The 13914-nt window shown below is 33.4% G+C and carries 12 protein-coding genes; 9 read left to right on the top strand and 3 right to left on the bottom strand.

All coding sequences use genetic code 11. The features are described 5' to 3' along the window. Positions 1–20 precede the first annotated feature (20 nt). The 3 genes from F967_RS02690 to F967_RS02700 are packed head-to-tail and all read right to left on the bottom strand — an operon-like array spanning position 21 to position 3778. Positions 21–2219, bottom strand: coding sequence for a polysaccharide biosynthesis tyrosine autokinase (locus tag F967_RS02690; protein ID WP_004798014.1), 2199 nt, complete (start codon positions 2217–2219; stop codon positions 21–23). A 19-nt stretch (positions 2220–2238) separates the two neighbouring features. Next, the gene (locus F967_RS02695) at positions 2239–2667 is read right to left on the bottom strand and encodes a low molecular weight protein-tyrosine-phosphatase (protein WP_004680161.1); all 429 of its coding nucleotides are present in this window, start codon (positions 2665–2667) and stop codon (positions 2239–2241) included. Between the two features lies 1 nt (position 2668). After that, positions 2669–3778: a polysaccharide biosynthesis/export family protein gene (locus F967_RS02700; protein WP_004798016.1), complete on the bottom strand. Its 1110-nt coding sequence runs from the start codon at positions 3776–3778 to the stop codon at positions 2669–2671. A gap of 518 nt (positions 3779–4296) precedes the next feature. On the opposite strand from F967_RS02700, the gene F967_RS02705 reads away from it, so the two are divergent. From F967_RS02705 to F967_RS02745, 9 genes are all read left to right on the top strand, one after another. Then, positions 4297–5577: a flippase gene (locus F967_RS02705; RefSeq protein ID WP_228127265.1), complete on the top strand. Its 1281-nt coding sequence runs from the start codon at positions 4297–4299 to the stop codon at positions 5575–5577. Further along, entirely contained in the window at positions 5574–6707 is a 1134-nt protein-coding gene (wecB, locus tag F967_RS02710) for a non-hydrolyzing UDP-N-acetylglucosamine 2-epimerase (RefSeq protein WP_004798020.1), read from the top strand. Before F967_RS02705 ends, wecB begins: the two co-directional genes overlap by 4 nt. Positions 6708–6720: 13 nt before the next feature. Then, the gene (locus F967_RS02715; protein WP_228127266.1) at positions 6721–7707 is read left to right on the top strand and encodes a glycosyltransferase family protein; all 987 of its coding nucleotides are present in this window, start codon (positions 6721–6723) and stop codon (positions 7705–7707) included. Position 7708: 1 nt separating this feature from the next. Beyond that, positions 7709–8713 (top strand): EpsG family protein, encoded by a 1005-nt coding sequence (locus F967_RS02720; RefSeq protein ID WP_004798025.1) that lies wholly within the window; start codon positions 7709–7711, stop codon positions 8711–8713. Between the two features lie 61 nt (positions 8714–8774). Beyond that, positions 8775–9794 (top strand): glycosyltransferase, encoded by a 1020-nt coding sequence (locus F967_RS02725; protein ID WP_228127267.1) that lies wholly within the window; start codon positions 8775–8777, stop codon positions 9792–9794. A 46-nt stretch (positions 9795–9840) separates the two neighbouring features. Beyond that, positions 9841–10935: a glycosyltransferase family 4 protein gene (locus F967_RS02730; protein ID WP_004798028.1), complete on the top strand. Its 1095-nt coding sequence runs from the start codon at positions 9841–9843 to the stop codon at positions 10933–10935. A 183-nt stretch (positions 10936–11118) separates the two neighbouring features. Then, the gene (locus F967_RS02735; RefSeq protein WP_004798029.1) at positions 11119–11739 is read left to right on the top strand and encodes a sugar transferase; all 621 of its coding nucleotides are present in this window, start codon (positions 11119–11121) and stop codon (positions 11737–11739) included. Between the two features lie 21 nt (positions 11740–11760). After that, on the top strand, positions 11761–12636 hold the full coding sequence (galU, locus tag F967_RS02740) for a UTP--glucose-1-phosphate uridylyltransferase GalU (protein ID WP_004798030.1): 876 nt from the start codon (positions 11761–11763) through the stop codon (positions 12634–12636). 18 nt (positions 12637–12654) lie between these two features. Next, entirely contained in the window at positions 12655–13914 is a 1260-nt protein-coding gene (locus F967_RS02745; protein WP_004798031.1) for a nucleotide sugar dehydrogenase, read from the top strand.

Raw genomic sequence — 13914 nt, forward strand, 5'->3', positions numbered from 1 at the left:
ATGATTATTGTGATGGATTTTTAATCATCTTTATTTGCTTTGTAAGCATATGAATAATTGTATCCATACCCGTAACCAGCACCAGCACGTTGAATATCATTCAAAATAAAGCCGTTTACTTTCACGCCAGCTTGTTCAAAGCGGTTGACAGTCAGTTCAAGCTCTTTCATTTGCGTCTTGGCATAACGTGCCACAACCAAATTCACACCCGCATATTGTGAAATAATAATCCCATCGGTGACTGCAAGAACTGGTGGGGTATCAATCAGAATATGGTCAAATTGGCTCGACAAGTGCGTGAGCATATCTGCAAATTTTTGAGTACTTAACAACTCTGACGGATTAGCAGGGCTTTTACCACGACTGATGAAGCTTAAATTTTCAACTTCAGTACTGCGTACAATACTGCCTAACTCGTGTTGACCATTCAGGTATTCGGTTAAGCCAGGCTTAGGGTCGTAATTAAAGTATTTGTGCATATAACCACGACGTAAATCGGCGTCAATCAATAATACGCGCTTATCACTTTGCGCCAAAATGGTCGCTAAGTTGGTCGAAATAAAAGATTTACCCAACTCTGGTGCAGGGCCAGAAATCATAATGATATTGTTTTTGGCACTGCTTAAGGCAAAGTGAATGGTAGTACGCATGCTACGTAGGCTTTCAATGGCAATATCATCACTATGTTTCACCGCAAGAATAGGAATATTCTTTTTCTTTTTCAGAATGTTAATACGACTTTCTTGCACTGGCGAACGTGGTACAGTGGCATAAACAGGTAAATCAAGTTCATTTTCAATTTGATTCGAGTCTTTAATACCTGAGCGCAACATATTACGCAGTAAGGCCAATAATGTGCCCAAGAAGCCACCTACAAAAATAGCAAGTACTAATGTGATGAGCTTTTTAGGTTTAATTGGTTTTACAGGTTCAATTGCAGTATCAATAATGCGTACATTACCAATTTCACCTGCTTTGGCAATTTTGAGTTGTTGGTAGCTATTCAATAACGCAGTGTATAACTCAGTATTTACCTTAACATCGCGGTACAGTTGTAAGTACAGTCGCTGGGTTTCAGGTAAACGCTTAATGGATTGAGTCATTTCTGAAGTTTTTTTGTTAATTTCAGAAAGTTGAGCGTTAATTGCTGACATTAATGGGTGGTCAGGCGTATATTTTGAAGAGAGTTCTGCTTGTTGCTGTTGTAGTTGGATTTTTAATTTTTCCAGTTCAACATTCTGTTTTAGCATTAACTCCGCTTCTTGTGTTACATCAATTGTGTTGTATTGTTCTCGGAAACGGTTAAATTTAATTTCAGAGTCTTCGAGTTGTTGTTTTAACTCAGGCAGTTGCTTTTCAAGGAAGCTCAATGTTTGAGCCGATTCCAGTGATTTACGTTCAATATTTTGTGCTTGGTAAATATTTAAGATGTGGTTAAGTACTTGGGTGATATGTTCTTTATCTTCACCATTGTAGTTAAGACCAATCACACCAGAGTTTTTACCTCTTTCCGCTACGCCGTAATCTTTTTTAATCCATTGTACGGCTGAAGGCATAGATAATTTAGTGACTGAAAAATCATGCGAGATAGGGTTTTTCGCATAAATTTGAATTTTCCATAAACCTTTCTGATCTAGGCTTTGATTGATCGCATTTAACTTGCCTTTAAACACTACATCTTTTTTATAAGACAGGCTAAACTCTTGTCCATTGATAAAGTTTAGTGTGAGTTTTTTATCGAGATAAAAATTAGGCACATCAAAAGATTGAATAACAAATACATTTTTTTTATCTTGCCAAGTCACAACATTATTTTTATAGATCACTTTGCTTTGAATTGTGTTGAGCAAACGATGCGTCAAGCTACTTTGTTCATCGGTGATACGAATATCTAGCTTTAAGTCTTGTATGGTTTGTCCGAGCACTTTGCGCGAGTTTAAGATTTCAATTTCCGCATCTGCAGCTGACTTTCCACCCACTCCTCCAGGTAGTGCGCTTCCTAAATCCCCTAAAAGAGCTGCGGCACCAGCACCTTTAGCGTCCTCAACCTGAATCATAGCATCCGTTGAGTAGACATTTGGCGTTACTTTTAAGTAAAGGAGAGCGAAAACGAGGCTAAGGAGTGTACATAGAGCAATGAGCTTCCATTGCGACAGCAAAGAAAAGAATAATTCTTTTAAGTCAATGGTATCGTCTTGAGGTGTGCTATTCGAATTCATGAAATAAAACTGCTAAAAATTAAAAATGGGATTGCCAGTCAGAAACGTATTTTTGAATGTTGCGACAAGTTTCATCAAAAAAAGCTTGATCATGTTGATAAGGATCGGGCACATTTTGATTTTGCCAATGCCCCAAACGAAAAACCTTTCCTTTGGCAAAAGACCAAGTTTGCTCAAGATGTTTTTTTTGATTATTACTCATGACTAAAATTAAATCTGATTTTTTAATCATTTCGGCAGTAATTTGTCTGGCAATGTGTGGACGCATATCAATATTCAGCTGATCCATACAGTGTATAGCTTTTGCATCTGCCGAATGCCCAGACATTGCAGAGAGACCTGCAGACTCAATATTTAAATTGGGATGATTGTTTTTTAGAAAATATTCAGCCATGGGGCTACGACATATATTTCCAATGCATACAACTAAAACATTTTGAATTTGCATGCTATTTACCTAACTGGTCAAATGTGTAAAGTGCACTCGAGAAAGGCACAATTTGATTCATGATACGTTGCCAGCGTGTAAGCCCCGTTGCATCGATATATACAATATCATTTTTTTGCATCTGAAATTGATTGGCTAAAGCTAAATTGCCTAAGCTGCTTAAGTTCAAATGATAAATTGTAGAGGTTTTAGTATTTAAATCTGTACGCATCACAAAAATACGTGCAGCACTTGCAGAATAAGGGTTAATACCTTCACTTTCACCCAATACATCACTTAAGGTCATGCCCTGATCACGTAAAGTAAGTGCCTGGCTTTTATTTGATTCACCCATGACATAAAGTTTTTGATTTTGCTTGGTATTCACAAAAATGGTATCGTTGGGTTGAATTAATAGCTTGTGTAAAGAGTAGCCATTTTTTTCAAGCGAAATGAGATCTAGATCATAGGTAAGGCCATTACGAATCAGTTGAATTGCTGTGCTATCCCCAGTTTCAGTTTTGATACCACCAGCCATACTTAATGCGGTATATAAACTAATCGGTTGGTCTTTTAAGGTATATTGCCCGCTACGCATAACCTGACCATTTACAAAATAGCGATTGCCCTCATAGGATAGAACGCGAACAACAATGTCTGGTGCTTTTAAATATTTTGCGAATTGACTATGTAAAAAGCGATTGATTTCAGGGAGTGTTTTACCTGCAACATGCACTTGACCGACTAGAGGAAGTTGTACATTTCCACTCGTATCAATAGGATATCCGCTTGCTTGAGCCGATTCAGTATTATTAATATTGTTGACTGGCGGTGTGATTTCAGGATAAGCCCATAATTGAATAGAAAGTACATCACCAGCACTTAAGCGATATTGATAATGCTGTGTGTTAAATAGAGGGCGAAGATCCTTTTTTGGCGTATTATTCTCATTAATTTGATTGAGTAGGTTTTCTTGAGTCAACTGAACAACTGCAATATTGGCACCTTGATCAGTCTGATAGTTTCCCTCACTTGGTAGATCATAAGTTTGAAGTCCTGAAGTGATAGCACAACCAGAAAATGAAATCGAAATGGCTAAAATTGTAAACAGTGATGTGTACGGATGCTTCACATTCAAAACCCTTATTTTATACTGCGATTGTTGCTTAGAGTCTAATCTTAAAAATGGATTGTAAGCTAAAAAAGTTAGGTTGGGTATCTAATTGTTTGAGCTTGTTTAAGCGCAATTGTATTAGAAGCGAAATTTTTATAGAGACGTTAGTGTTTTTTGTTAATAGTTTTTCGGAGGAGAAATGGAAAATATTGCGTTTTTAGATATGACTATGTTTAATTTAATTTTGGCTAAGTTGCTGTAATTTAATTAAATAATATTTTATTTCTTATGGTTTGGCTGAATTCATTTTAAAAATAGCTTTTTAAAAGTGTGTACTCTAAACTGTTTGATAAGATGTAGAATGAATAATTTCATTAATTTATAGGGCATGTCCTATTTTCAAGTTAATAAAATAGCTGTAATAATTCATATTGGAAAAATTGCAAAGTTCTATATGTCTAGATGTAGAGTAGATAAGTTTCAAGTGATTGGTTGACAAAGCTTCTAAGTGTAAAATTTTGAAAAGGTATTGATGAGTGAGTGACTCATCAATAATAAGTTGTATGAGTTTAAGCAAATTTTTAAAAAATAAGTCTGTATTTTTAAAAAACCTCATTTCTCTTGCAACTGTGCAAGGTTTGAATTATTTATTGCCTTTATTGACGTTACCCTATCTAGTGCGAGTTGTTGGTGTTGATAAGTTCGGCGTACTTTCATTAGCAACAGTTGTTATAGCTTTTTTTATTGTTGTAACAGACTACGGTTTTAACTATACAGCGACCAGAGAAATATCATTAAATAAGTCAAATAAAAAAGAGTTGGTGAAAATAGTTAATAGCGTAATGACTATTAAGTTGTTTTTAACAATATTGTCAGTAGGTATATTGGCGTTATTGATCCATTTTGTTCATAAGTTTAATGAATATGCTTTGGTATATTGGCTTACATTTGGGTCTGTGATAGGGCAAGTACTATTTCCTGTATGGTTTTTCCAGGGAGTAGAAAAAATGCAGTTTATTACTGTAATAAATGTAATATCAAAAGTCCTATCTACACTCAGTATTTTCATATTTGTCAAAAGTCCTGAAGATTATTTTATAGTTCCTGTGCTTGTAGCTTTAGGCTCTATTGTAGGTGGAATTTATAGTTTGTACTTGATTAGAAAAGATTTTGGTATCTATTTTGAGTTACAAACGCGCCAAGAATTACTTAAACATGTGAAAGGAGGGTCGAATTTATTTCTAACAACTATGTTAAGTACAGCTTTAACATCATCGGGACTATTGATATTAGGATTTTACGCTTCTAATACTGTAGTGGGGTTGTATGCTGCCATAGAAAAACTATTCAAAGCAATTGTAGGTTTGTTTGCGCCTATTACTCAGGCATTATATCCAATAAGTTGTAAGCAATTCCAAGAAGATAACGACTCTCAAAAACAATATTTGAAAAAATTGATCAGTGTAATGGCTTTAATTGCTTTAGTCATTTCTAGTAGCGTTGCGTTATTTGCACCATTTATTGTTGAGATGTTTTATGGTGAAAAAATGGTTATCTACTCTTATGTTCTACAAGTGATGATGATCTGGTTGTTTTTTAGCGTAATGAATAATGTTCTGGGTATTCAATATCTTTCGGCAAAAAAATTAGACAAATTCTATATGTTAGCCTTTATTGTAAGTGGTTCAATTACAACTCTCATGAATCTCATACTTATACCTGAGATGTTGATAGATGGTATACTTTACGCGATGATAATTGGTGAAATTATCTTAACAGTGGCAATGATAGTGATGATTAAGGGTAAGAAGTTATGAAAAAAATCTTATTGGTATTTGGAACAAGACCTGAAGCTATTAAAATGGCACCACTTGTAAAAGCACTATGTAGTCATCCTGAAGAATTTATAACAAAAGTATGTGTGACAGCTCAGCACAGGGAAATGTTAGACCAAGTCCTTAATATTTTTGAAATAAAACCTGATTATGACCTTAATATCATGAAAGCAGGGCAGGATTTATTCGATATCACTGCAAATGTTCTGTTGGGGTTGAAACAAGTCTTGATGGATTTTGAACCTGAAATTATTTTGGTTCATGGTGATACTACAACTAGTTTTTCAGCAAGTTTAGCCGCGTTTTATACCAAAATTAAGGTAGGGCATGTAGAGGCCGGACTCAGAACTTATGATATATCCTCTCCATGGCCAGAGGAAGCAAATCGCCAATTAACAGGCGTTTTAGCAGATGTACATTTTGCCCCTACTGAAATAAGCAAAATAAATTTACTGAACGAAAAAAAGAAAGAGGAAAGAGTTTTTGTTACAGGTAACACCGTGATAGATGCATTATTATATACTGTTGATAAGATTGAAAATGATCAAAGCTTATTAACAAGAATAAGTCAGGGCATAAAAAGTAAATATACTAATTTCAATAATAAAAAATTTATTTTAGTTACGGGGCATAGACGTGAAAATTTTGGTAATGGTTTTCTAAATATTTGTGAAGCTTTGAAAGAGATAGCATTAAAAAATCCAGAACTTGACATTGTATATCCTGTGCACTTTAACCCCAATGTCCGTCAGATTGTAAATGATACATTAAAAGGGATTGATAATATTCATTTGATAGAACCATTACAATATGAGGATTTTATCTATTTGATGAGCAAATCTTTTTTTATTATTACAGACAGTGGTGGTATTCAAGAAGAAGCTCCCTCATTAGGGAAGCCCGTATTGGTGATGCGTAACACAACTGAACGCCCAGAAGCTGTAACAGCAGGAACTGTGAAACTAGTTGGAGCAATAAAAGAAAATATAGTAAATGAATCACAATTATTAATAGATAATTATGACGAATTTAAGAAAATGAGTACAGCCCATAATCCCTATGGCGATGGAACTGCAAGTGAAAAGATTATTGAGATTTTAAGAAATGTATAAAATAGTTTTCTTGATGAATGAGCGCAATGATGCTACAGACTATTATGTGCAGCTTATAAAGAAATCATTGGAGGCTAGTGGCCAAGCTGTATTGATTATTGATGATTTAAAAAATATTGAAAAAAATGATAAAGTTTTAACTATATCGTTAAAAGCTTTCTTTTATACATGGTTGCGAAACCCAAAGCAATTCATTTTTCACTGGTTTCAGGGGGTTACTCCTGAAGAGGCAAGGATGCTTTTTTCTAATAAAAGGTTTCAAAGAAACATACGTTGGATGTACCTATCTCTCTTTGAAAGGTTTGTATTGCTTTTTTCTAAGTTTAATTTTTTTGTGTCTGGAGCAATGTTAGACCATTATAAATATAAATATAAATATAAAAAAAATAATTTTATGGTTATGCCTTGTTACAATCAGAAATTAAATATGAATGCATTTTATGACGAGAAATATAAAGAACCAACTTTTGTTTATGCTGGCTCTTTATCTGACTGGCAGTGCATTAATGAAACACTGCAAGTTTTTAAAGAGATTCAATATAAAATCCCTGCAGCAAAAATGTTTTTATATACTGCGGAGAAAGAAAAGGCATTTTTTTTAATTGAAAAAAATCAGATTAAGAACATTGTAGTAGATTATGTTGAATATTCACAGCTGAATGATGTGTTGAAAAATATAAAATATGGTTTCTTGATAAGAAAAGATATGGTTGTGAATAATGTATCAACTCCAACAAAGATGAATGGCTATTTAGCTAATGGAGTTATTCCAATTTACTCAGATTTTATTTTTGATTTTAAGTTAAATTTAAAAGGTGATTTTTTGATAAGTTCTAAAAGTCATTTGGATATGATTGATAAGGTCATAAAATTTGAAGAGAATAAAATTTGTTCTGATGAGGTTAAGTCTGAATATTCGTTGCTTTTTGAAAAATATTATTCTGATGAAAAGTATATAAAGGAAATCTTAAAAAAATTTAAGAAATTTGAAGTGATATAATATGAGATTAAATCAAAAATCTTTTTTCCTACCTTTGATACTGTTTTTTTTAACTTATATATTGGTTTATATCTCTTTATTTGTTATTAAAAACCCGGATCAATATAATTATTTAATTATAATGAACTCAAGTACTGAGTTTTCTTTAAGTATAGAGCCAACTGTCTATTTGTTCTCTAAAATTGCAAAGTATTTCAGTGGGCTGTTCTTTATTGATCCGTTGGTGATTTTTTATTCAATCTATATCTTTCTTATTCAATTTTTCTTAGCACACTCTTTTTTAAATTTTTTTAAGAATTCAATTGGAAAATCAATTTTTTTACTAATTTTTTGGTTGATGACATATGGATTAATGCATGGACTGATTCAAATTAGATTTGGTTTGGCAAGTAGTATTTTTGTTTATTTATATAGTGTATATTATTTAAACCCAGCAGGTGTGAGAAACATAATTTTTAAACTTGTTCCTATAAGTTTTTTAGCAATTTTCTCACATTATTCTAGTATATTTTCAGTTTTTTCTTTGTTGTTTATTTGGCTTAGAAAGTCTATTAATAATATTAGTAGTGGGAAAATTATTCATATTGTTTTTATTGTTATTTTAGTTATGTTTAAGTTTGGGTCTATATTTAGTTTTCTTCCTGAATTTTTAATGAGTAGGATTGGGATTTATTTAAATAATGATAATTATGATGAGGTATCTAATATTGCAAGATATATATCCTTTATTTGTTATGTTTTTTTAATTCTTTCACCAAAGTTAAATTCAGAAAAATTAAATGACTTGAGAATTTATGGTGCATTAGGATTTATTCCATATTTTATTATACCTGAACTGGAAATTTTGGTGAGATTGGGTATACCTTTTCAATACCTTCTATTGCCATATTTGTTTTTAACTTTAAAGTTTAAGAAGGTATTATATTTCTCAACTTTGCCATTAGGTGTATTTTTTTCTTACAAAATATATTCTAGTGTAAACGCCTTTTTGGGATATTTGAATTAATGTTTATTTTTGAAAGTAGACCTCTATGACTATATATTTTGTAACCAATGGTATTCATCGAATGGGTGGTACTGAGAGAGTGATTTTACAATTAGCCACGATATTAAAAGACGTAGTTATTATTGTTCCAGGAACAACGTTGGTGGCTTTTAATGGATATGATAATTTAAATATTAAATCTTTAAATATTTCAGACTTTCCAACGTCTGGTAAATTTAATAAGTTATCTCATAGAATGAGGTACTTACAAGCATTAATGAAAAATATTAAGCTGACTTCAAAAGACTTTGTGGTAACATTTTCTTATGATTTAAATATTTTAAATATTATTCTTTCAAGGAAGTATCAATGTAAATCAATTGTTTGTGAGCATATAGAGTATGGTTATCATAAAGGCATAAGAAATATTTTTAGGAAATTTTTTTATAAACAAGCAGGTGTAAAATTAGTTTGCCTAACAAAAACTGATGAAAGAAAATTTAAAAATGATGGTATAGATACTGTTGTTATACCTAATTTTATTTATCCAGTTGAAAGTGAATATAAAGAAAATACTAACAAAATTATTGCTGTGGGAAGGCTTGAATATCAAAAAAATTTAAAGTTTTTAGTTGATGCTTTTAAGCTTTCAAGAGTCTACGAAAATGGGTGGACTCTAGAGATAATAGGTGAGGGTTCTGAACATCGATTAATTAATGAAACAATAAAATTACATGGTTTAGATAGTTATGTTAAAATTTATAAATTTTCAAAAGATATTGAAAAATACTATAGGAACTCTTCTTTATTATGTATGACTAGTAGGTTTGAAGCATTCCCAATGGTACTATTAGAAGGAATGAACTATGGTTTACCGGTGTTAGTCAGCGACTTTCCAACGGGCGCAAAAGAAATTCTTGGACCAGAAAACACTCAAATTGTTTCTGAATACAATATTGATTCTTATGCAAGTCACCTAAAAACAATATGTTCTAATGTTGATCTACGTAAAATGCATTCTGATGAAAATTTGGCGTTAATAAAGAATTATCATCCTGAAAAAATAGCTAAATTGTGGATAGAACTATTTCACGATAGTTGATTTTTTTATATTTTTTATTTGTTAATATTATGGAAATCGAATTTTTATGAAAATTGCTCATGTGCAAGTAAAGCCAATTATGTCTGGGGCTCAACAAATTTCCTATGAAATATTGTCTTCATTAGCTTTAGAAGGACATGATTTGTATGTGATTTGTGCTGACTTTACTGGTGAAAGTGATGATTTTATTAATAAATTTAATGAGTTAGGTGTTTCTATTATCACTGTTTCATCACTTAAACGTGAGCTTGGTTTTCATGATTTTATAGTCATTTCTGATTTGTATAAAATTTTTAAGAAGTATAATTTCGATGTGATTCATACCAATTCAACAAAACCAGGAATTTTTGCAAGAATTGCAGCAAAGTTAGCTGGAACAAAAAAAATAATTCATACTGTGCATGGGATAGCTTTCCATAATAATGTAAATCCTTTTATAAGATTGGCATATTATTTGTTTGAGAATTTTGCAACACTATTTGGAGATTATAATTTATCAGTTAATAAGCACTATAGAAAATTTTATCCACTTGTAGAAACAATTACTATTTATAATGGTTGTGATTTTTCGAAATTAAAACCCTTAATTACCAAAAAAATCAATGAGAAAATACATTTTGCTTTTTTTGGTAGATTGGACATTCAAAAGAATCCTTTAGAATTCATTGAGGCTATATATTTATTATCTAAAGAAGTTGATATTAGCCGATTTCAATTTACTATCGCTGGAGATGGTGAGTTAAGGAAAGATTGTGAAGATTTGTTAAAAAAATATAAATTAGAGAGTAATGTCATAATGTATGGATGGGTTTGTGATAAAAGTAGTTTTCTAAACACAGTTGATATCCTATGTCAGCCATCTTTATGGGAGGCTTTTGGTTTGGTTTTCTGCGAGGCAGCTTTTTTCAAGATTCCATCGATTGCTAAGAATGTTGAAGGAATTCCTGAGGTTGTGCTAGATAATGAATCAGGCTTATTGTATAGTGGAAATGCGATAGAACTTAAAGAAAAAATGCTTTTTTGTATTAATAATAGAGATTTAGTATATGAATATGGTGAAAAAGCATATTCATATGTAACAAGGGAGTTTACAGTTGATCGGATGGTTAGCGACTATAGAACGATTTACTTTCAGAAATGACGCTTTTAATTTTTGAGAGATATTTATAAATATCAATGATAGTCCTATCAACTATGCATAACATATTAGTTTAATAGTGATTAAGAATACAAGAATTGCTATACTATAATGATTAACAGCTAATCAGATTGTTTAAAGTATAAAATTGGCTCGCATCCTAGTGAAAAGGCTTAGAAGATACAAATGAAAAGACTTATCGATATAGTCATTGCATCAATAGCACTTGTATTACTGTCTCCAGTATTTCTTTTGGTTGCTTTTAAAGTCCGTAAACATTTAGGTTCTCCTATCTTTTTTTATCAGGATCGACCAGGGAAAGATGGAAAGCTTTTTAAAATGATTAAGTTCAGATCTATGAGGCATGCTGTTGATAAAGAAGGCAAACCTTTAGCTGATGAACTTAGGATTACACCATTTGGTAAAAAACTTAGATCAACAAGTCTAGATGAAATGCCACAGCTACTAAATGTGATTAAAGGGGATATGAGTATTGTTGGTCCTCGCCCACAACTCCCTGAGTTTGTAGAACATTACACCCCCCATCAGATGCGTCGGCATGAAGTCAAACCAGGGATGACTGGACTTGCGCAAGTGAGTGGTCGAAACAATTTGTCTTGGGAAGAAAAATTTGATCTGGATGTTGAATATGTTGAAAGCCATTCGGTTTTTTTTGACTTTAAAATTATGTTTAAAACTGTTGAAGTCATGTTGAAAAAAGAAGGTATAGACTCACCAGACCAAGCGATCGGAGCAAGCCGGTTCTCCGGTTCTGAACAATCAGGTCGTAAATCTACACACCAATAACTTAGTTTGAAAGAAATTGTAATGATCAAAAAAGCTATTTTGCCTGTTGCAGGGCTTGGAACTCGTTTTTTACCTGCGAGTAAATCTATTCCTAAGGAAATGGTCACTGTTGTTGACCGCCCAGCGATTGAATATGTTGTACGTGAAGCAGTGGAAGCAGGCATTGAACAAATTATTCTCGTAACACACTCATCTAAAGCATCAATTGAGAATTATTTTGATTGTAATTTTGAGTTGGAAACAACTTTAGAACAAAAAAAGAAATTTGATCTACTTAAAGAAATTACTGATATCTTGCCAAAACATGTCAGTGTCGTGAGTGTACGTCAACCACAACCTTTAGGGCTTGGACATGCGGTACTTTGTGCTAAAGATATTGTCGGTGATGAAGCCTTTGCTGTGTTATTACCAGATGTACTCGTAAAAAATAAAAGCCATAAAAATGATTTATCCTTGATGATTCAACGGTTTGATCAATCTCAGGCTGCACAGATTATGGTTGAGGCCGTGCCAGACCATTTGGTTGACCAGTATGGCATTGTAGATGTGGCTGTTTCTCCAAATGAAGGTGAAAGTATCGTCATGCAGGGTATTGTAGAAAAACCTGCTGTAGGGACAGCACCTTCAAATTTGTCTGTTGTCGGTCGTTATATTCTGCCTGCCCAGATTATGGAACTTCTAGAACAAACCCCACGTGGAGCGGGAAATGAAATTCAGCTCACTGATGCGATTGCAGCATTGCAGCAATCGGAAGTGGTTGAAGCGTATCGGATGAAGGGACAGACCTTTGACTGTGGTAGTAAGCTGGGCTATCTAAAAGCTGTATTACACTATGGTATTGAACATCCAAAACTAGGCGAAGATTTTAAGAGCTTAATCCACGAATTGGTTCTCTAGATTGGGGAGCAAATGTTAATGAAAGTTGCAATTTTTGGTAATACTTTATATGCAGGCGTCATGTCTGCATTATTGTCTGAATCTGGGCACTTTGTTTATTGGTGTTCACAACTAGATAAAGCTGTAGAAGGGCAACAATATTCATTTCATGATGAGCATGTCAGCCAGCTATTAGAGAAGCAATTAAGTACTGGTTTTTTGAGTTATCGCGCTTTGGATGGTATCCCTCTCGATATTGATGCTTATCTCTTTAGTTTTAATCAGACACAAGAACAACAAGTTTTTCAACTCTTACAGGCGTTAAAACAACGACCGATTATTCATCCCAAACTCATGATTAATGCTTCAACCTTTGGTTTGCATGGCACAGAGCGTTTTAAGCAGATTCTATCTGAGGATGATTGGGTCTATTTGCCAGATACGATTCAAGAAGGAAATGCTCTACATAGTTTAACTCAAGCTAAACAACTCATTGTCGGATGTATCCAGACGGACGTTCAGGTTAAAGTAAAAGAATTGCTTAGACCTTTCTTTCCTTTGGAACAACAATATCTGTTTATGCCGATTTTAGATGCGGAATTTACTAAACTCAGTATTTCAGGAATGTTGGCAACACGCATTAGCTATATTAATGATCTGGCTGTTGTTGCTGAGAAACTCGGTATTGATATTGCTTCAGTGCGTCAGGGTATGGCCGCTGATAGCCGTATTGGTTCAGCTTATTTAGCGCCAGGTGCTGGTTTTGGTGGTGAAAACTTTTCTCATGATATTTTGACGCTTTCCAATACGGTGGCAAATACTGGGGTAAAAAGCCAGTTGCTGGGTCAAGTCTGGGAAATTAATGAGCAACAGAAAGAAATCCTGTTTCGTAAACTATGGAATTATTACCATGGTGATTTGCAAGGGAAATCTGTTGCAATTTGGGGTGCTTCTTTTAAGGAAAATACCTCAAGTATTCAGCAGTCCCCAATTCATCAAATGCTTGCAGCGCTTTGGGCACAAGGGGTAACGGTTCATCTTCATGATCCGCAAGCTTTAGATGAAATAAAACAGATGTATGGGCAACGCGATAATCTGATTCTTTGTGAAGATCAATATGATGCGGTCAAGAATGTGCATGGTCTTTGCGTGCTGACTGCATGGAAACAGTACTGGAGCCCAGAGTTTAAGCAGCTTGAACAGTTGATGGCACATCCATTAATTCTGGATGGTCGCAATATTTATGATCCAGATTATGTTAAAGCGCAAGGCTTTGCGTATATGGGGGTGGGACGTTAA

Origin of the sequence: Acinetobacter sp. CIP 102637 (assembly GCF_000368425.1) — a bacterium.
GTDB classification, from domain to species: Bacteria; Pseudomonadota; Gammaproteobacteria; order Pseudomonadales; family Moraxellaceae; genus Acinetobacter; species Acinetobacter parvus.

Bases quoted from the DNA above. Each gene is read 5' to 3' on its own strand.
- F967_RS02690 (WP_004798014.1), bottom strand. From the start codon at position 2,219: ATGAATTCGAATAGCACACCTCAAGACGATACCATTGACTTAAAAGAA.
- F967_RS02695 (WP_004680161.1), bottom strand. From the start codon at position 2,667: ATGCAAATTCAAAATGTTTTAGTTGTATGCATTGGAAATATATGTCGT.
- wecB (WP_004798020.1), top strand. From the start codon at position 5,574: ATGAAAAAAATCTTATTGGTATTTGGAACAAGACCTGAAGCTATTAAA.
- F967_RS02715 (WP_228127266.1), top strand. From the start codon at position 6,721: ATGAATGAGCGCAATGATGCTACAGACTATTATGTGCAGCTTATAAAG.
- F967_RS02720 (WP_004798025.1), top strand. From the start codon at position 7,709: ATGAGATTAAATCAAAAATCTTTTTTCCTACCTTTGATACTGTTTTTT.
- F967_RS02725 (WP_228127267.1), top strand. From the start codon at position 8,775: ATGGGTGGTACTGAGAGAGTGATTTTACAATTAGCCACGATATTAAAA.
- F967_RS02730 (WP_004798028.1), top strand. From the start codon at position 9,841: ATGAAAATTGCTCATGTGCAAGTAAAGCCAATTATGTCTGGGGCTCAA.
- F967_RS02735 (WP_004798029.1), top strand. From the start codon at position 11,119: ATGAAAAGACTTATCGATATAGTCATTGCATCAATAGCACTTGTATTA.
- galU (WP_004798030.1), top strand. From the start codon at position 11,761: ATGATCAAAAAAGCTATTTTGCCTGTTGCAGGGCTTGGAACTCGTTTT.
- F967_RS02745 (WP_004798031.1), top strand. From the start codon at position 12,655: ATGAAAGTTGCAATTTTTGGTAATACTTTATATGCAGGCGTCATGTCT.